Below are 16,806 nucleotides of genomic sequence, written 5' to 3'. Positions count from 1 at the left end.
GTGGTAGCCGGGCTGTTCACCGACAGCACCGACGGCCTGAACAAGCTGGCCTCGCTGGTTAAGTCGAGCACTGCAGCACCCGGCGGGTTCGCCCCCTTCATCGATGACCCGGCCCGCGACATGGCGAACTGGGTCCCCTCACCCGAAGGGCTCACTGTGTATGCGGGCGTGAGCCATGCATCGGGCGACTACTACCCGATCACCGTGCCGTGGGCGCAGCTCAAAGAGGTGGTTGCGCCGGCGATGTGGCCGGTCATCACATCCTGATCGGCCACTCCGTCACGACTGGATGACAACGAGCGTCTCTATCGGCTGCCCCGTGATCTCCGCGATCAGTCCGAAACCCTTGTCGACGGCGAGCACCGTCAATCCCGCCTTCTCCGCGGTCGCGGCGATCAACAGGTCCGGTATCGAGGGGGCGCGGTGCTGCCCCTTGTCCGCGAGCAGCATCTGCACTTCCCAGGCACGGTCTTCCATTGCCGGAGTGAGGCGCTCGATGGGCATCAGCAACAACGGTGGGGTTGCGAAGGCTTCTCGGCCGAGCTCGCCGGAGCGGACGGAGAATCCGAGTTCCAGTCGTGTGATCGGCGAGAGCCGAACGAGGCCACGCTCAATCCGTCGGTTCCACGTGTCGCGATCCGCGGCGACTCCTTGCTGGAGCCGAACGTAGGCCGATTTGTCGATCAGCCATTCCGTCACCGCCATGCGGCGTCCATGACATCCGGATCTGCCAGATCGACGAAGGCGTCCGCCGACCTGGCCCAGTCCTCAGCGCTCACCGCTACGTCCGACTGCATCGGAAGTCCGTCCTCGAATCGGCGCCGAAGGTATTCGTTGCGAGACAATCCCAGGGCGGCCGCATCTTCGTCGATCCTCTCGACGGCCGCGGCGCTGAGTCCGCGAATGAGCACGTTCGGCATCGATACCACCTCCAATGCCATGATAGCGCGATATCACGTCCCAGTGCGGGGCCGAAGGTGAATTGTTCAGCCGATCTTCGGCGTCACGCGGTCGAGGATCGCGGCGGTGTCGACACCCTGTGGGAGCGTGCCGAAGACATCGCCGCGGTCGCCCGCGAGCCGGCTGCGGGTGTAGGCGTCGGCGACGGCGGGGTGGCCGAAGCGGACCAGCAGCGATCCCTGCAGGGCGGCGGCCATCTGACCGACGAGGCGACGGGCGCCGAACTGCAGCGCCTGCTGATCACCGAGGTCGAGCGCCCCGAAGGCGCCCTTGAGCTCGGCGACCGCGGCGTCGTACGCGGCGTCCGCCCCGGTGGCGGCGTCGAGCTCCTCGAAGAAGGCGGCGACGGCCTGCGGCTCCCGCGCCATGGCGCGCAAGACATCCAGGGCTGCGACATTGCCGGATCCCTCCCAGACGGACAGCAGCGGGGCCTCGCGGTACAGGCGCGGCATCCGCGAGTCCTCGATGTATCCGTTGCCGCCCAAGCACTCCAGCGCCTCCGCGGCATGGATCGGGCCGCGCTTGCAGACGTGGTACTTGGTGACCGCCAGGGCGATCCGGCGCAGCGCCGAGGCGTCCTCGTCGCCCGCGACGGAACGGTCGGTGAGGGCGGCCAGCCACAGGCCCGCGGTGGTCGCGCCCTCGGCCTCCACGGCGAGGTCGGCGAGCACGTTGCGCATGAGCGGCTGATCGATGAGCTCGGCGCCGAAGGCCTTCCGGTGCGCGGCGTGGTGCGCGGCCTGGGCGAGTCCGGCCCGCATGCCGGTCGCGGTGCCCAGCACGCAGTCGAGGCGGGTCATGTTCACCATCTCGACGATGGTGCGCACCCCGCGGCCCTCCTCCCCGACCAGCCAACCGACGGTGTCGTCGTACTCGACCTCACTGCTGGCGTTGGAGTGGTTGCCCAGCTTGTCCTTGAGGCGCTGCAGGGCGAAGGCATTGCGCGTCCCGTCGGGCAGCACGCGAGGGATGAAGAAGCACGAGACACCCGACTCGGTCTGCGCGAGCGTCAGGAACAGGTCGGACATCGGGGCCGAGCTGAACCACTTGTGGCCCGTGATCCGGTACGTCCCATCGGATTGCGGAATCGCGCGGGTGGTGTTGGCACGCACGTCCGAGCCGCCCTGCTTCTCGGTCATCGACATGCCGGCGATGAGGCCGCGCTTGCTGAGCGGGGCGCGCAGACCGAAGTCGTACTCCTTCGCGGTGAGCAACGGCTCGTACTGCGCGGCGAGCGCCGGATTCGCGCGAAGGGCCGGGACGACGGCGTAGGTCATCGAGATCGGGCAGCCGTGTCCGGCGTCGACGTGGCCCCACACGCTGAACTTCGCGGCGCGGACGAGGTGGGCGTTAGGGCTCGACTCGGCCCACGGCGCGGCGTGCAGGCCGTGCTCGACGGGACCTTCATGAGCTGGTGGTAGGCGGGGTCGTACACCACCTCGTCGACGCGGTTGCCGTACCGGTCGTGGGTCTTGAGGACGGGCGGGTGCGCCTCCGCGAGATCGCCCCACTCGAGGGCCTCGGCGGTACCGCCGAGCGCCCCGAGCGCGTGGATCTCGTCCAACTGCGCGGCGTCCACGTGCGCACGCCGCAACGCGTCGTCGATCATCGGGGTCTCGGCGGTGTTGAAGCCGAGCAGCGGCGGCACCTGATTGGTCACTTCGTGCGTGGGCATGCTGCGGTTCCTCCGGTTCGACGGTGCGCGACCCTCCCGAGCCGTTGCACTCAGTGTTGCATATCCATGACAGCCGCACCAGAAATGCAATGGATTCGTGACCCCGAGTGCGCACCGGCTCGCCTCCGTCATCGCTTCCTCCCGGACCGTCGACCCGCTGGGCGGCCGGGCACCGCGGTGTAGCGTCGACGCCGATGTCCCCCTCCCTCACCACGACGGTCTCGGCACGCTCGGCCGTGCTCAGCCTGCTGCTCGGAGCTCACCCGCCCGAGCTGGAGGGACGTGAGATCGTGGCGGCGATGCGGCTGTTCGGGATCTCGGAATCGACGACCCGCGCGGCGATGTCGCGCATGGTGACCTCGGGCGACCTGGTGCGCGAAGGCGGACGGTACGCGCTCTCCGAGCGGCTGGTGCACCGTCAGGCGCGCACGGACGCCCCCGCGACGACGGCGTGGGACGGGACCTGGGAGACGGCGATCATCACGACGAGCGGCCGGAGCGCGGGCCACCGCGCGGGCCTGCGCGTCGAGATGACCCGGCTGCGCCTCGCGGAGCTCCGCGAGGGGGTGTGGATGCGGCCGGCGAACATCGACCGTCCGTGGCCCGCTGCGGTGCGGGACGTCGCGACACGCTTCTCCGCCCGACCCGAGGACGACCCCGTCGAACTCGCGCACACGCTGTGGAACCTGCCGGAGTGGTCCCGACGCGGCCACGCTCTGCTGGCCGCGGTCGACGACGCCGGCGACGACGGGCAGGCCCGGTTCCTGACCATGGTGGCCCTGGTGCGCCATCTCTACGAGGACCCGTTGCTGCCGCCGGCGCTGTCTCCCGCGGACTGGCCGGCGGAGGCGCTCACCGCGGCCTACACGGACTTCCGCGCCTGGCTCGCGGAGATGCGGATCGGCCGGGGCTGAGCCGGCCCCGGCCGATCAGGCGAGGGTGTGCGCCACCGTGGTGATCCGCGCCTGCAGCTTGCGCAGTTGCTGCCCCTGATCGTCGAGGCGACGGGCGATGGAGTTGACCGCGTCGCACGAACCGGTCTCGTGCAGGCTGCGGGCATCGATCTGGAGGTCGTCGCCGGTGCGACCGATGGAATCGGCGATGAGTGTGAGCTGGGTGGTCAGATCGTCGAGTTCGCTGCGGACGCTGCCTGCGAGCCCCATGATGTTCCCTCTCTGCGCGGCCCCCGGACGGGGCCGTTCCATCCGCACAGTAGGTGGCTCGAGTGGCCCGTGTGACGAATTGCAGGTGACCGTTGCGTGTCCGTTACCCGACGATCCGCCTCCACCGCATCATCACTTCGATGCGGACTCCGCCGCGGCTGCTTCCGCGGTGGACTGCGGAACCCAGCCGGGCCCTCGCACGAGGTAACCGTATCGATCGCGCCAGTTCGAGGCTCCGCGCATGTCGTGGTAGATCGCGGCGTACTCGTGCGTGGCCACCTTGACCGGGTTGTACGTGTCGATGTTCTTCGTCAGGCCGTACACGACCCGCTCGCCCTCCGCTTCGAAGGTTCCGAACAGTCGATCCCAGATGATCATGATGCCGCCGTAGTTGCGGTCGAGGTACTGCGCATTGGAGCCGTGGTGAACCCGATGATGCGAGGGGGTGTTGAGTACGAATTCGATAGGACGCCAGAGCTTTCCCACACGCTCGGTGTGGATGAAGAACTGATAGATCAAGCTGATCGACTGCTGCAGCATGATCATCCACGGCGGCATGCCCAGCAGTGCCAGTGGAATCCAGTACGGCAGGTACGTGAACGGCGTCCACGTCTGCCGGAGGGCGGTGGAGAAGTTGAAGTACCGGCTCGAATGATGCACGACGTGGCTCGCCCACAGGATTCGAATGGTGTGGTGCGTGCGATGGAACCAGTAGTAGAGGAAGTCGTCAGCGAAGAACAGGATGACCCAGGTGAGCGGGTTCGTCGGCGACAACGAGAACGGTGAGATCATGAACGCCGCGGCCAGCACCACCAGCGAGACCATTTTCCATCCGATGTTGATGACGACGTTGCCGATACCCATCGTCAGGCTCGTGCGCGAGTCCCGGATGTCGTAGCCCAACTCGTGATCGTCGGGGCGGAGCCGGAAGGAGAGGTACTCCACGACCAGCAGGACGACGAAGACCGGTATCGCCGGCAGAATGATGTCAAACATGATTAGTTCGTGGTCTCCTCGATCGATTGGGTCATTTCCTGCAGTGCCGTGATGACTCCCCCGAGCATCTGAGTCGTCACCGCGCGGGCCTCATCGGCATCGCCGCGCGCGATGGCTGAAGCCAGATCAAGATGCGCTTGCCTGTCCAGCAACTCGCGGTCGAGTTCCAGAGCGCGGAAAACGGTTTCGCCGACGTCGTGCATGCCGGCGAGCAGCGTGTTGAGGGACAGGCGATAGGCGACGTTCTGCGAACCGTCGATGACCGCGGTCCAGAACCGCTCATCCGCCTCGAAGCCGCCCTGCGGGTACTGCTGCGCCAGATCGACGATGAGCGCACGACGTTCATCGTCAGCGCGTACGGCGCACAGCCGCGCCGCATCTGCTGCGACCACGAGCCTCATCTGCGTGATGTCGAGCAGGACCTTGAGAGGCGGAACCACTCCCGCTGCGGCCACGCCGCTGAGAATGTCCAGACCCGCGTTCTCCCGCCAGTCCAGGACTCGCGTCCTCCCGCCCTGGGCGATGTGAATCAGGCCGGCCTGACGCAGACGCTTGAGCGCCTCGCGCACCGCATGACGATTCACCGCGAACTTCTCGGCGAGGAGCCGCTCAGCGGGCAGCGGCTCCCCGGGTGACAGGCGCGCCGACAGTATCTCGTCGGCGAGCCGCGCGAACACCTCGTCTGAGACCGCGACGCGGGTGATGGGCTCAAGTTCCATGACCCCACGATGACACAGACAGATCAATAGATCAACTGGTTGGACCAGTTGTGACGATCTTCGTCGCCCGCTTTTGCGACAGACGGGGCGCCCGGTTCGGGGCGCTCCGCCTACCAGGCTGCGACGAATCCCGCCAGAAGAACGACGAACGCGCCGATCTCGCCGACGATCAGCGCGATCATGAACCCTCGCACCCCATGAGCGGGAGCGGCGAGCTGGTTGTCGGTGTCGCGGCGCGCCCCGTGCCAGCAGTAGCTGGCGATCGCGGCGACGAAGAAGAAGGTCAGAACAGCGGCGGCGGTCAGGTCGACCCACTGCGGCCAGGCGCTCAGCTGCACGAAGACCGCCGTCAGCAGGAGCGCGAACGAGTACAGCAGTGCGGCGCGGTGCGCGATGTCCACGTACACGTGCGCCTGATGCTCGGGCGAGGTCAGGATCCCGTGGTACTTCCACACCCCCAACGCGAGCGCCCAGAGGAAGACGAGGCCGGCGGCGAGCAGGGTGAGCCGAGTATCCAGCGGGAGGTGAATCGCGTCGATCGCCATCCGTCAGTTCTACCGTCCGGCGGCCCGGTCGAGGGCCGAGGTCGTCGTTCGGGGCGGACTGCGCTGCTGACAGCCGGGTTGCCGACGGGTGCCGTCGGGGCGCCTGGTAGACCGATAGGGGTGACCAGGCAGGACGTATCACCACAATTCACCCGTAGCGGCGGCGGCTTCGACTCGCTGGCCGCAGCGGAGGGGCGCTGGGCGCCCGGCACCCTATCGGGCCCGGCGATCACGGGTCTCCTCGCGCAGGTCCTCGACACCGAGTTCGGCGAAGGGCTGGTCGGCGCTCGCTGGCACTGCGACATGTTCCGCATGGTCCGCTCCGGGCACCTGGAGGTGCGCACCCGCCTCGTCCGCTCGGGTCGCCGGATCCGGGTGTCGGAGGCCGAGATCGTCCAGGAGGACAAGACCGTCGTCCGCGCTACCGCCACGTTCTACCACCCCGCCCCGCAGCCCGACGGTGTCGTCTGGTCCGATCCGCACGTCCCCGCGCCACCGCACGATGACGGGTTGCGTCTGGCGATGGCGAGCGGGAGCGGCGACTACATCTCCGCCGAGACTCCCGACGTGTGGGCGAACGCCGAGCGCAAACGGATCTGGACGGTCGGCTGGCGGGTGCTCGACGGCGAGGACACCACGCCCTTCGCCCGCGCCGCGATGGTCTCCGACTGCACCAACCTGGTGACCGGCATGGGCACGGGTGGCGTCGAGACCATCAACGGCGATGTCTCGATGGCGCTCGCTCGCGCCCCGATCAGTGACGAGATCGGCTTGGAGGCAGATCAATTCGTCACCGTCGCCGGTGTCAGCATCTCCTCGGCCAGCATGTTCGACCGCGGCGGGCGCTTCGGAGTGTGCACGGTCACCGGTATCGCCACCGGCTCCGCCGTCCACGGTCCGACATCGTCCTGAGCGCGCCGTACGTCGGCGCTGGCGAGCGCCCGGTCACCGTCGTCCAGATCGACCGGCCCGCAGCGCGTAAGGCTTCGTCGCTTCCAACCACCGTGCCCCTTTCGGCGGCACCGTGAGCACCACGGCCTGGCGGTCGGTTCTGGCAGAGGGCGCTACTGCTCACCCAGTCCAGCCCTCGACGCGATGCCGACTCGACTCCCGATCTCCCGTACCCCGACGCCGACGCCGACGAGCACCAGAACGAATACGACCAGAATCGGCAGCCGTGGTCCGTCGACGCCGAGGTATCCATCCCTGTGCGCGAGCGCCCACAGGATGATCAGCCCGCCGATCACGGGCGCTGCCACCGTCGCGACACCACGCCACCATCGGCGCACCAGCACTGACTGCACCACGGCGGCGGCCACCGTCACCACCAACACCCGCCCCTCTTCGTCCTGAAGCTCCACATCGTGGTGATCTTCGGCCCAGTCATCTCCGATGAACAACATCTTCAGCACCTCCTCCTCTTCGTCACCCCCGGGGATCGAGGGTTCTGGTGACCGAGCCGAGAAGGTAAGCCGCGAACTAATGGATCAGTGCTCACACCCCCGATGGACAGGAGCCGGCACGACATCCCACCAGCGATCGACCTTCCTGGCGCACCGCTGAGGGCACGGTCTTAACAAAGGGCTCCAGAACACGCCCGGTCAGGTTGAGTGCTCACCCAGCAGCGGCTACCGATACCAAGTCTGCCGAACTGATGTCGACTGACCTAGTACTTCCCATTAGTCAGGTCAGACGCATTGACCTGCCCGACCTCATCGACCTCGCCCGCGAGTACGGCTGGCGCGTGGAACGGCGTCGTCGGCACGTGCGCTTGATCCCGCCGCCGACAGCGACCTCGCGGCGGTTCATCGTTGTGCCGTTCGCGCCCAGCGACGAGTCAGCCGATCTCTCGAAGGGCCGCCACGTCGGATATCCCGAAAGGCTGCCCCAGAGTCGCCTTTCGCAACCACTCCAGGTTGGCGAACCTCTTCGCGCTACCGTCATGCTTGGACACTATGGACAGCACCTGATCCTCCGCATCACCGTTGCGAACAATCGAATAGGTCAACCCCGAGCTTTGAGGCGAGACCATGTCAGCTGCCATAACAGTTTCGTTGCGCGCCTTGGCTCGGAAGACCTCGCTTACGCTCAATCCGTCCGCCGCGAGTTGAGCAACGGCTCCATCCTCACGAACGAATCGCCTCTCCCCGCCCTCTTGCCACCAGGCATCACCCGTCGCAACAACCGAACGCCACTCATTTTGAAGATTTGCGTACTCGGCAGGGGTCGAGTTGTTGAAATAGTGGCTCTCGCCGTCGTCGGACGCTAAGGTTCCCAGCGCAATTGTCCACACTCCCGTGCCCCCGACTCCGTTGCCGTAGGTGGAGTTGGTGAGGTAAACTCTCACCTGTTGATTGAGGCAAGCCCAAGGCATTTCACGTCCACTCTGGGACGATCCGCCCGCCCAGGGCGCGCCCTGTCGAATGCCTGAGTCACTGACCGATACAACTCGCGACGCTGGGGTTGAACCGACCGATTCCATGATCGCAAGGTGGTCGGAGCCACACACCCCAGAGGCGACGAGTCGACCTTCAACTTGGGCACTCTCCACGGTACCGTTCGGCCTGAATCGCACGAGGTGCGATTCGTAGCCAGTCTGCGCGGACTTAATCCCGCCGTCGGTCCAAATCACAGCCTGCTGGCCCGATTGCCGTGCAGAAGCGCCAACCGCCGAGATACCGAACGGCCCCATCTGGCGGCGCTGCAGACCGTCTTTGGAGACAGTCAGAGAGTTTTCACGGTCGACGAACCCGAGAACGTCCCCAACCCTGACCAACTGAGATCGAAACATCCCTAAGGCGCGCAAGTGTCCGACGGGCTGCATGTCGCGATTTAAGAAAACCAGCCGTGATATGTCTGCGATCGACCCCTTCTTGAATTGGACATCGAGCGGACTCAACATCACTGCTGCCACAGCATCCGAAGGCAGGCGTTCCACAGACGGGCCTAATAAAGAGACATCGATGTCAGCTTCCCCGGGACCACACCCTTGAGCGCTGATCGCCAGAACAATCGTGGCTCCGATACCGAGCACCCGTCGTCGTAGCTGCACTGCCAGCTCCTCGCTAGTAGCTTGACACGTATGGACCAGTGGTCAGATCGCGAGGATACACACCAGGACCCCCACCGTCGTCAAGGTCACGACCTCCTGGCGCTTCGTAGTACGCAGCCCAGATCAGCTGAGAGCAGTTGAACGAATTAACCGACGGACCACCCTTCTTATTGAAGGCGAACCCTGCCGCATTATACCCCTTGCCGATCTTCGACTTGGCGTAAGACGCAGCGCCTTCGCGCGCTGCGTTGCTGAGTTTCACACTGTACTTGCGCGGATTAAGACGCATTGTCAAATCTGCGCGATAAACGTAGTGAACCCCCTTCTCGTCATTGGATTCAACAGTGTCCTCCAATGTCACAAATATGCCATTGTGCCCATGGTTGTACGCCGCTATGCCATTTCCCTTACACGAGTCGGAGAAGAAGAAGTCGCCTACATTTCTTGCCCGCCCAAGCTGCTGGTTCGGCGGCTTTCCGCACACGCCCCCTGAACCGCCAATTGATACCGTGTCGTCGCTATTGACCGCCCTGTCCGCATTGACCTTGGCTTGATTCAAAACGTCCATATAGCGCTTATCATTCGCCTTCGCGTACTGCGTAAACTCGCTACGGAGGCGATCAATTGGGACGTTGTAATTTCGCGCGGAGATGGCGCGAAGCGCAACCACCTCAGAATCACCACCCGACGGCGAGCCGTTTCCTGGGAGCTGGAACGGCGCTGTAGTCTCTGCGGGGTTTGCAGGCGTAAGGGGTGCAGATGGCGACCCAGTCGGTGCAATCGCAGACGGAGCCGACGTGGTTGGCGTTGTTTCTGTGGGCGATACGGGCGAGACAGCCACCGTGTTGGTTGGCACGGTCGGAAGAGGCGCCATAGTCGTCTGCGTCGGAGTTGTCGGCGGCTTGCACCAGCCAGCGGGGACGGGTGGAACGGGCTGGTTTGGGAAGTTCGAAGTCCAATACTGCGTCCACGCACGCTGGCAATCAGCGGCAGGATCAGCGTACGCGGGCGCAGCGAACCCCACCGCAGTCACCGCAACCGATACGCCAATCAGAGCGGAAACGAAGGTACGCGCAGTTACGTCAAGTCTCATTGGTCAGCCCCCTACAGTTTTGTCGCAGGACCGTAGGCAACCTGCTGCGTGGAGCCCAGCTCGGTGCGCATGATCACGCGGGTGAATGTGCGAACGGTCATCTGCCCCGCAGCGCCGCTGGCGGACAGGTGAACGCCGCTTAGGCTCAGGTAGGCCGACGGCGAGGTCAGGGCGATCTTCGCGATAGGCACCTCGGTGATCCCACCGTGCTCGATCTTGAACGTCGCCGTCTGCGAAGGGATGATCTTGGACTGCGCGCCGACGTTCGCGCCGACGTTGCCGCCGACCGTGCCCGTGACACCGCCGCCGACCGACCCCGACGGCTGACCACCGCTGATCCCGCCCTGGCCCTGGACAGAGGGAGTTACGGAGGCGTTCAGCCCCGTGTTCACCCCGCCGTTGACCGACAGATCAGGCGTCGTGAGAGTCACCGTCGCGCCGCCTTCCGCGCCAACCTTGGCGGGGTAACCAATCTGATAACCCGTTTCGAAGCTCGCGCCGAGCAGCTTGCCCCCAGGGGGTCCATCGATCTTCACCGTGTTGTCCCCCGCCAAGAACGCCTCGCGGCTGAACGGGGACGAGTCGAGCGGGGGCACTGCGTCCAAGCGGTTCTTGAGCAGCTTGATCGTGATCGTGAATCCATCAGGTGTGGTCTTGACCCGCGTGATGTCACCGGACGGCTTTGGGGCGGGGTCAGCACCTGCCGTCGCCGTACCGAACAGTGCCACCGCTGCCGCCAGCAGCGCCGACACCAGCACCACCGGGCACCACATCCGCGATGCGAACGAACGCCCACAAGCTAAAGAACCCCACCGATCATCAGAACGAAACCGATTCCATCCCAAGCGCTCTCGCACCCGCAACACTCCCGTTCACCAGTCCTCAACCCGATTCGATACCTTGCACAGCGAACGGTAACCAGCACTGATCACCAAGACCACACCCCAACCCCGATTGGGGAATACTCACCCAGAACTGGGGGACATGACACACGGTCAGACGCCGGACGAGCATCCCCTGAACCGCCCCGGGTAGTCCAGAGACTCCGAATGTTGGAAGGTTGGAGTCATGGCAGGGAACACATCGAGGCGGTATCCGACGGAGTTGAAGGCGCGCGCGGTGCGGATGGTCGCCGAGCGGCCTGACGGGGAGTCGGAGTGGTCGGCGATGCAGCGGATCGCGCCGTTGCTGGGGGTGACAACGGCGGAGTCGATCCGTAAGTGGGTGCGAACCGCGCAGGTCGACGCGGGCCAGCGTGAGGGGGTCACCTCGGTGGAGTCGGAGGAGATCCGCCGGCTCAAGCGGGAGAACGCCGAGCTCAAACGCGCGAACGCGATTTTGAAGGCGGCGTCGGCTTTCTTCGCGGCCGAGTTCGACCGGCCACACGGCTGATCGTGGACTTCATCCGTGCTCATGCCGACCGGCGTGACGGGGGTGGTCTGCGGTGGGGTGTCGAACCGATCTGCGCGGTGCTCACCGAGCACGGTGTGAAGATCGCCCCCTCGACGTACTACGAGCACGTTGACCGCCCCGCGACCGCTGCCGAGGTTCGGGAAGCGGTGCTCTGCAATCAGATCCGGGATGTTCATGCAGCGAACTACGCGGTGTTCGGGGCACGGAAGATGTGGATCGTGCTCAATCGGATGGGCGTGGCGGTGGCCCGCTGCACGGTCGAACGGTTGATGCGTGAGGCCGGCCTGGCCGGCGCGGTGCGCGGGAAGGTCAAACGCACCACGATCTCCGGCCACCGAGCTGATCGCTACCCGGACCTGGTCCAACGCAGTTTCTCGCCGACCCGCCCGAACCAGCTGTGGGTGGCAGACATGACCTACGTCTCGACGTGGGCGGGGTGGGCGTACGTCGCGTTCGTCACTGATGCCTACGCCCGGCGGATCATCGGCTGGGCCGTCGGCTCGACCATGACCACCGACCTGGTGCTGGCGGCGTTCGACCACGCGGTGTGGACCCGCCACCGCGACGGGCATGACCCGCGCGAGGTCATTCACCACACCGATGCGGGAGCGCAGTACACCGCGGCCCGCTTCGCCGAAGGTCTCGTCGGCGCCGGAATCACTGGTTCCATTGGTACCGCTGGCGATTCGTATGACAATGCACTCGCGGAGACGATCAACGGGCTCTACAAGACCGAACTGATCAAACCCCGCAAGCCCTGGCGGACCGTCGAGCAGGTCGAATACGGCACCACCGAATGGGTCGACTGGTTCAATCACCAGCGGCCCTACGAGTACTGCGGCGACATCCCACCCGCCGAACTCGAAGCCGCGTACTACGCTGCAAGAGCACCCCACCACCCGGTGCCGGTGCCTGTTTGAGTCAGTCTCCGGACTACCCGGGGCGGTTCACGTGCCGCCGACACCTGCGGCTTGTCCCACCGCCGTGCCGCCCCGATCTGCCCGTGCTCGTGCTCGCCCGCACGCCGAGCGATTGGCGCGGCACACGGAACCTCGCGAGCCGCCTACGCCGAGCGGGCCTGCCCGTGCCGCATCGCGGTGGTCGGTGCCCGTGACCGCGACCATCCCACTGCACCGCGCCCGCGCGGCCCTGTCCGCGCTCATCGCCAGGTGCGAGTCCGAGCCCGTCACGCTGACCCGCAACGGGGTGCCCGTGGCCGTGCTCGTGCACCCGTCTGTGATGACGAGGGCGGACGGGGCCGTGCTCGCACCGTCGGCACGGCGTACGGTCGGGCTGATCTACTGCACGCCTTGGCGGTCCTGGATGGGCCGTGAGCGAGGAGCATGGGGGCATGACGATCCACCGCCCAGCCCTGTCCCGCGCCGTGTTTCTCGGGCGGGTCGAGGAGGCGCACACGGTCGCCCGCGCAGAGGAGCTGGGCGCGTACATCAGCGTGCTCGACCTGTACCGCGAGCAGGACAGGGGGCTGCGGATACGCGGTGGTGGGGCGGTCGAGGAGTGGTTGGACGGGCTCGCTCGGGGACTAGATACGCGCAGGTGAGCGCGAGAATCAGACCAGGCAGAAGCTCTCGGACATCCAGGTATGCTTGAGCCGCGTGGCGCTCTAAACGAGCAAGACAAGAGAGGATCGCCCCCATCATGGAGGACAAACACAAACCGAATGCGGATCGAACAAAAACCCAGGCTGCTGAGCATTCGACGGGCGACGAGCACGATAATCCATCATGGGGGTTTGTTGAAGCAATGCTTTCGGGAACGATCCCTCGACGTCTCCGAGACTCGAAAATGAAGGCTACATTTTGGATAGCCGCCCCCGTACTGGCGATAGCACTCTTCGGCACTGCGGCGTTCGCAACTGCGAATACCGCGACAACAACCACCGTGCTGATCTACAGTCTCGCATTCCTTGTATATGGAAGCTATCTAGGGTTCGGTGGGCTTCTTATCTCGCGGGTCAGCCGAGAGAAGGATTAGGGAACAGACTTCGTACACACAGTGAATCGTCTGTCTGCATGCACGATACCGTCCTCTAAGCACAGCTGGACATCCGTTGACTCGGTAACTAGCGCGTCAGCTACCAGCTTTCTACCCGACGTCACTTGGGAACTGCACGGCAATTTCACAACTGCGGGTCCACTAATCACCATGCAATTCACTGCGTCCCAGTCATAATCGAGACATGCCGTGTACCCGTTCGCTTTAAACTCAAGGTCGGAGTCCGACGTGGGACACGACCTACCGACTCCAACAACGGCATTGACTCGATAAGGACTGACGTCCCCGCATGCTACCTTAGCGACAACAAACTTGCCGCCCTTGCCTGATTGATTTGGTGTCACCTTTGTACAATCTCCTTGCGCTATCGGCGCTTTCACACTTCCAGGTTCAGACGGGAACTGGTTTGGAATAGAAGCCAAGTGTGATAGGGAACGTACCGTTCCCGGCGGTTTCGAAAATAAGGGCGCATTCATTGCGGCGACGACGAACGCAAGAGACAGTGCACCCACCCAGAAATAGCTATCGAGCTTCCTCCGCCCAACGCCCGACGCAACCAAACCTGCCAGGCACAGAAAGGCGATCACTACCGTGATCCCCACTCCTGCCGCACGATGATAAGAGGCTTCTGAAGAGGTTAGCACGATGGAAATCAGCAGGAAGGCCGAGGCAGCAACGGCGCACCACAGGTAGTTGCGCCAGTTCACGACGAAGTGCGTCGAAATCACACGTAAGGCACCCCCACCGCTCCCACGGTTATTGCTGATGCACACAAGCCTACGCCCACATATCGCACCAACCACGACTAGCCAACAAGCCGATACGAACGCAAGAACATTCCACAAGGTGTCCATCGCTCAGCTCCCCCTAATGCCCTACGCGCGCGGAGTCAACTACTAGCCCCTACCATGCTCAGCTTGGCTAGAATTCTGCCACCAGAAAACGAGCGCAGCCAGGGCGATTCCCGCGAGGTACGTACACGCACTCAAGATCAAGGTCGGTACAGGAGTCGCGATTTCAAATGCTACTCGCAGCACACCCTCCAACAGCATTGAGCCGATTACCGCGACAGCAACTGCAATCGCAATGTTTCTGCGTGCTTCGATAGACGCAGGGTCATCGCCTGACCGCAGAGAGCGGATAAGCCATACGAGCATCACCAACGATAACGCTCCGAATAGCAAAAACCCGACCAGAATCCATGTCGGAAGGTCATCTGACTGCGAACTTACATCTAGTTGACCAACTGACTGGTACGCGAGCGCTGAAACAATCACATACAGTGGGAGTCCCGCGACTGCGATCCCTAGAATTCGTCTCGAATCACTCATCTTCACCTCCTAGAGCCGTACTACTTCTTCTTGCAGTTGTATAGGGTCTTTCCAGCCTGAGTGGCTGGGCCACCAGCGATTGCGCCGCCTGCGAAGCCGCCGACGAAACCGATTACCCCGCCGCCCAAAGCAGCAGGTCCGCAGCCGACGCCCGCGCCCATGACGGCACCGCCGACACATCCGACAATGGCACCTTGGACAGCGCCTCGGAGCGCACCCATAAAGCCCGACTTGACCATCTGCTTACCCAGCCCCTGTGGATAATTCTGCTTGAAACAGTCTCCTGTAGACTGAGACTCGGTTGATTGCTCACTGCTCGTCGCGCTGGTCTGCGATGTCTGCTCAGTAGTCGCAGGCGCAGAAGTCGTTCCAGTCGTCTCTTCGGAAGGTGCGTCCGTCGTCGTCGTGGAGTCGGTCGTCTCTGTGGGCGCGCTGGTCGTAGCAGAGGTTGTCTCAGGCTGCGTTGACGTGGTTTCCGCAGTTGTCGAGGTTTCAGCCGTCGTGTTCGGTGTCGAACTCTCGCCACCAGGCAGTTGGAATGCCGATGTCGTCTCCGCAGGGTTGGCAGGGGTCCGTGCTGGGGTGCCCGTCCCTTGCGCGGGCGGTGCCGTCGCAGCAGGAGGCGTACCCCCAGCAGTCTCGGTGGGCGAGACAGGCGACGGCGGGACTGTGTTCGTTGGCCCCGTGGGAAGCGGGGTCATTGTCGGCTGTGTCGGAACCTGTGTCGGCTTGCACCACCCGGCAGGAACGGGTGGAACAGGCTGGTTTGGGAAGTTTGAAGTCCAGTACTGCGTCCACGCGCGCTGGCAATCAGCAGCAGGATCAGCCCCCGCAGGAGCGCTGGCAGTGACGGACAGCATCGCTGCGACGAGCGATGCGATCACGAAGCCGATTAGTGCACGGACACTCGCAGACACTCGCATCGTATCTCCCTAAAGTCGGATCGCAGGACCGTACGCAACCTGCTGGGTCGAGCCCAGCTCGGTGCGCATGATCACGCGGGTGAAGGTGCGAACGGTCATTTGGCCCGCTGCACCGCTGGCGGACAGGTGAACGCCGCTTAGGCTCAGGTAGGCCGACGGCGAGGTCAGGGCGATCTTCGCGATAGGCACCTCGGTGATCCCACCGTGCTCGATCTTGAACGTCGCCGTCTGCGAAGGGATGATCTTGGACTGCGCGCCGACGTTCGCGCCGACGTTGCCGCCGACCGTGCCCGTGACACCGCCGCCGACCGACCCCGACGGCTGACCACCGCTGATCCCGCCCTGGCCCTGGACAGAGGGAGTTACGGAGGCGTTCAGCCCCGTGTTCACCCCGCCGTTGACCGACAGATCAGGCGTCGTGAGAGTCACCGTCGCGCCGCCTTCCGCGCCAACCTTGGCGGGGTAACCAATCTGATAACCCGTTTCGAAGCTCGCGCCGAGCAGCTTGCCCCCAGGGGGTCCATCGATCTTCACCGTGTTGTCCCCCGCCAAGAACGCCTCGCGGCTGAACGGGGACGAGTCGAGCGGGGGCACTGCGTCCAAGCGGTTCTTGAGCAGCTTGATCGTGATCGTGAATCCATCAGGTGTGGTCTTGACCCGCGTGATGTCACCGGACGGCTTTGGGGCGGGGTCAGCACCTGCCGTCGCCGTACCGAACAGTGCCACCGCTGCCGCCAGCAGCGCCGACACCAGCACCACCGGGCACCACATCCGCGATGCGAACGAACGCCCACAAGCTAAAGAACCCCACCGATCATCAGAACGAAACCGATTCCATCCCAAGCGCTCTCGCACCCGCAACACTCCCGTTCACCAGTCCTCAACCCGATTCGATACCTTGCACAGCGAACGGTAACCAG

At 64.5% G+C, this 16,806-nt stretch carries 17 protein-coding genes and 1 pseudogene; 6 read left to right on the top strand and 12 right to left on the bottom strand.

Features of this window, described 5'->3' with window-relative positions; translation table 11 throughout:
* Nucleotides 1-267 (top strand): hypothetical protein, encoded by a 267-nt coding sequence (locus HF999_RS06255; protein ID WP_168545042.1) that lies wholly within the window; start codon nt 1-3, stop codon nt 265-267.
* Between the two features lie 12 nt (nt 268-279).
* Here the strand turns inward: HF999_RS06255 and HF999_RS06250 are convergent, their stop codons facing one another.
* From HF999_RS06250 to HF999_RS06240, 3 genes and pseudogenes are all read right to left on the bottom strand, one after another.
* Complete coding sequence (locus HF999_RS06250; RefSeq protein ID WP_168545041.1) at nt 280-705, bottom strand: PIN domain nuclease; 426 nt, start codon at nt 703-705, stop codon at nt 280-282.
* The gene (vapB, locus tag HF999_RS06245) at nt 696-941 is read right to left on the bottom strand and encodes a type II toxin-antitoxin system VapB family antitoxin (RefSeq protein ID WP_246207372.1); all 246 of its coding nucleotides are present in this window, start codon (nt 939-941) and stop codon (nt 696-698) included. Before vapB ends, HF999_RS06250 begins: the two co-directional genes overlap by 10 nt.
* A gap of 45 nt (nt 942-986) precedes the next feature.
* Nucleotides 987-2,635 (bottom strand): annotated as a pseudogene (locus HF999_RS06240) (acyl-CoA dehydrogenase family protein).
* A gap of 194 nt (nt 2,636-2,829) precedes the next feature.
* Between HF999_RS06240 and HF999_RS06235 the strand changes: the two are divergent.
* Entirely contained in the window at nt 2,830-3,549 is a 720-nt protein-coding gene (locus HF999_RS06235) for a PaaX family transcriptional regulator C-terminal domain-containing protein (protein ID WP_168545040.1), read from the top strand.
* A 15-nt stretch (nt 3,550-3,564) separates the two neighbouring features.
* On the opposite strand, the gene HF999_RS06230 is transcribed toward HF999_RS06235, so the two are convergent.
* From HF999_RS06230 to HF999_RS06215, 4 genes are all read right to left on the bottom strand, one after another.
* Nucleotides 3,565-3,798, bottom strand: a complete 234-nt coding sequence (locus HF999_RS06230; protein WP_168545039.1) for a hypothetical protein — start codon at nt 3,796-3,798, stop codon at nt 3,565-3,567.
* A 132-nt stretch (nt 3,799-3,930) separates the two neighbouring features.
* Nucleotides 3,931-4,794, bottom strand: coding sequence for a sterol desaturase family protein (locus HF999_RS06225; RefSeq protein WP_168545038.1), 864 nt, complete (start codon nt 4,792-4,794; stop codon nt 3,931-3,933).
* Between the two features lie 2 nt (nt 4,795-4,796).
* The gene (locus HF999_RS06220; protein ID WP_168545037.1) at nt 4,797-5,513 is read right to left on the bottom strand and encodes a FadR/GntR family transcriptional regulator; all 717 of its coding nucleotides are present in this window, start codon (nt 5,511-5,513) and stop codon (nt 4,797-4,799) included.
* A gap of 110 nt (nt 5,514-5,623) precedes the next feature.
* Nucleotides 5,624-6,058, bottom strand: coding sequence for a hypothetical protein (locus HF999_RS06215; RefSeq protein WP_168545036.1), 435 nt, complete (start codon nt 6,056-6,058; stop codon nt 5,624-5,626).
* A gap of 120 nt (nt 6,059-6,178) precedes the next feature.
* Between HF999_RS06215 and HF999_RS06210 the strand changes: the two genes are divergently transcribed.
* The gene (locus HF999_RS06210; protein ID WP_168545035.1) at nt 6,179-6,970 is read left to right on the top strand and encodes an acyl-CoA thioesterase domain-containing protein; all 792 of its coding nucleotides are present in this window, start codon (nt 6,179-6,181) and stop codon (nt 6,968-6,970) included.
* Nucleotides 6,971-7,122: 152 nt separating this feature from the next.
* Here HF999_RS06210 and HF999_RS22175 read toward each other — a convergent pair whose 3' ends face one another.
* The 4 genes from HF999_RS22175 to HF999_RS06190 form a co-directional block, all read right to left on the bottom strand.
* Nucleotides 7,123-7,470 carry a hypothetical protein gene (locus tag HF999_RS22175; protein WP_210733543.1) on the bottom strand — a complete coding sequence of 116 codons (348 nt, stop codon included), beginning with the start codon at nt 7,468-7,470 and terminating at the stop codon, nt 7,123-7,125.
* Between the two features lie 425 nt (nt 7,471-7,895).
* Nucleotides 7,896-9,110, bottom strand: a complete 1,215-nt coding sequence (locus tag HF999_RS06200; protein ID WP_168545034.1) for a hypothetical protein — start codon at nt 9,108-9,110, stop codon at nt 7,896-7,898.
* A 13-nt stretch (nt 9,111-9,123) separates the two neighbouring features.
* Nucleotides 9,124-9,678 carry a hypothetical protein gene (locus HF999_RS06195; RefSeq protein WP_168545033.1) on the bottom strand — a complete coding sequence of 185 codons (555 nt, stop codon included), beginning with the start codon at nt 9,676-9,678 and terminating at the stop codon, nt 9,124-9,126.
* Between the two features lie 536 nt (nt 9,679-10,214).
* Nucleotides 10,215-10,964: an MspA family porin gene (locus tag HF999_RS06190; protein ID WP_168545032.1), complete on the bottom strand. Its 750-nt coding sequence runs from the start codon at nt 10,962-10,964 to the stop codon at nt 10,215-10,217.
* A 307-nt stretch (nt 10,965-11,271) separates the two neighbouring features.
* On the opposite strand from HF999_RS06190, the gene HF999_RS06185 reads away from it, so the two are divergent.
* The 3 genes from HF999_RS06185 (at nt 11,272) to HF999_RS06175 (ending at nt 13,611) form a co-directional block, all read left to right on the top strand.
* Nucleotides 11,272-12,536, top strand: a protein-coding gene (locus HF999_RS06185; protein WP_168545031.1) for an IS3 family transposase whose coding sequence is annotated in 2 segments (ribosomal slippage) — nt 11,272-11,557 and nt 11,557-12,536 — 1,266 coding nt in all. Because the reading frame shifts where the segments join, the coding sequence is not laid out codon by codon here.
* A gap of 431 nt (nt 12,537-12,967) precedes the next feature.
* The gene (locus HF999_RS22440) at nt 12,968-13,177 is read left to right on the top strand and encodes a hypothetical protein (protein ID WP_246207368.1); all 210 of its coding nucleotides are present in this window, start codon (nt 12,968-12,970) and stop codon (nt 13,175-13,177) included.
* Nucleotides 13,178-13,275: 98 nt separating this feature from the next.
* Nucleotides 13,276-13,611: a hypothetical protein gene (locus HF999_RS06175; protein WP_168545029.1), complete on the top strand. Its 336-nt coding sequence runs from the start codon at nt 13,276-13,278 to the stop codon at nt 13,609-13,611.
* Between the two features lie 2,284 nt (nt 13,612-15,895).
* Here the strand turns inward: HF999_RS06175 and HF999_RS06170 are convergent.
* Complete coding sequence (locus HF999_RS06170) at nt 15,896-16,645, bottom strand: MspA family porin (protein WP_168545028.1); 750 nt, start codon at nt 16,643-16,645, stop codon at nt 15,896-15,898.
* Nucleotides 16,646-16,806 lie beyond the last annotated feature (161 nt).

It is taken from the genome of Tsukamurella spumae (genome assembly GCF_012396015.1).
GTDB classification, from domain to species: Bacteria; Actinomycetota; Actinomycetes; order Mycobacteriales; family Mycobacteriaceae; genus Tsukamurella; species Tsukamurella spumae.
Note: the sequence above shows the minus strand (reverse complement) of the source record. Positions and strands in the feature narration are given on the sequence as shown.

Bases quoted from the DNA above. Each gene is read 5' to 3' on its own strand.
- HF999_RS06250 (WP_168545041.1), bottom strand. From the start codon at position 705: ATGGCGGTGACGGAATGGCTGATCGACAAATCGGCCTACGTTCGGCTC.
- vapB (WP_246207372.1), bottom strand. From the start codon at position 941: ATGGCATTGGAGGTGGTATCGATGCCGAACGTGCTCATTCGCGGACTC.
- HF999_RS06235 (WP_168545040.1), top strand. From the start codon at position 2,830: ATGTCCCCCTCCCTCACCACGACGGTCTCGGCACGCTCGGCCGTGCTC.
- HF999_RS06230 (WP_168545039.1), bottom strand. From the start codon at position 3,798: ATGGGGCTCGCAGGCAGCGTCCGCAGCGAACTCGACGATCTGACCACC.
- HF999_RS06225 (WP_168545038.1), bottom strand. From the start codon at position 4,794: ATGTTTGACATCATTCTGCCGGCGATACCGGTCTTCGTCGTCCTGCTG.
- HF999_RS06220 (WP_168545037.1), bottom strand. From the start codon at position 5,513: ATGGAACTTGAGCCCATCACCCGCGTCGCGGTCTCAGACGAGGTGTTC.
- HF999_RS06215 (WP_168545036.1), bottom strand. From the start codon at position 6,058: ATGGCGATCGACGCGATTCACCTCCCGCTGGATACTCGGCTCACCCTG.
- HF999_RS06195 (WP_168545033.1), bottom strand. From the start codon at position 9,678: ATGGACGTTTTGAATCAAGCCAAGGTCAATGCGGACAGGGCGGTCAAT.
- HF999_RS22440 (WP_246207368.1), top strand. From the start codon at position 12,968: ATGACGATCCACCGCCCAGCCCTGTCCCGCGCCGTGTTTCTCGGGCGG.
- HF999_RS06175 (WP_168545029.1), top strand. From the start codon at position 13,276: ATGGAGGACAAACACAAACCGAATGCGGATCGAACAAAAACCCAGGCT.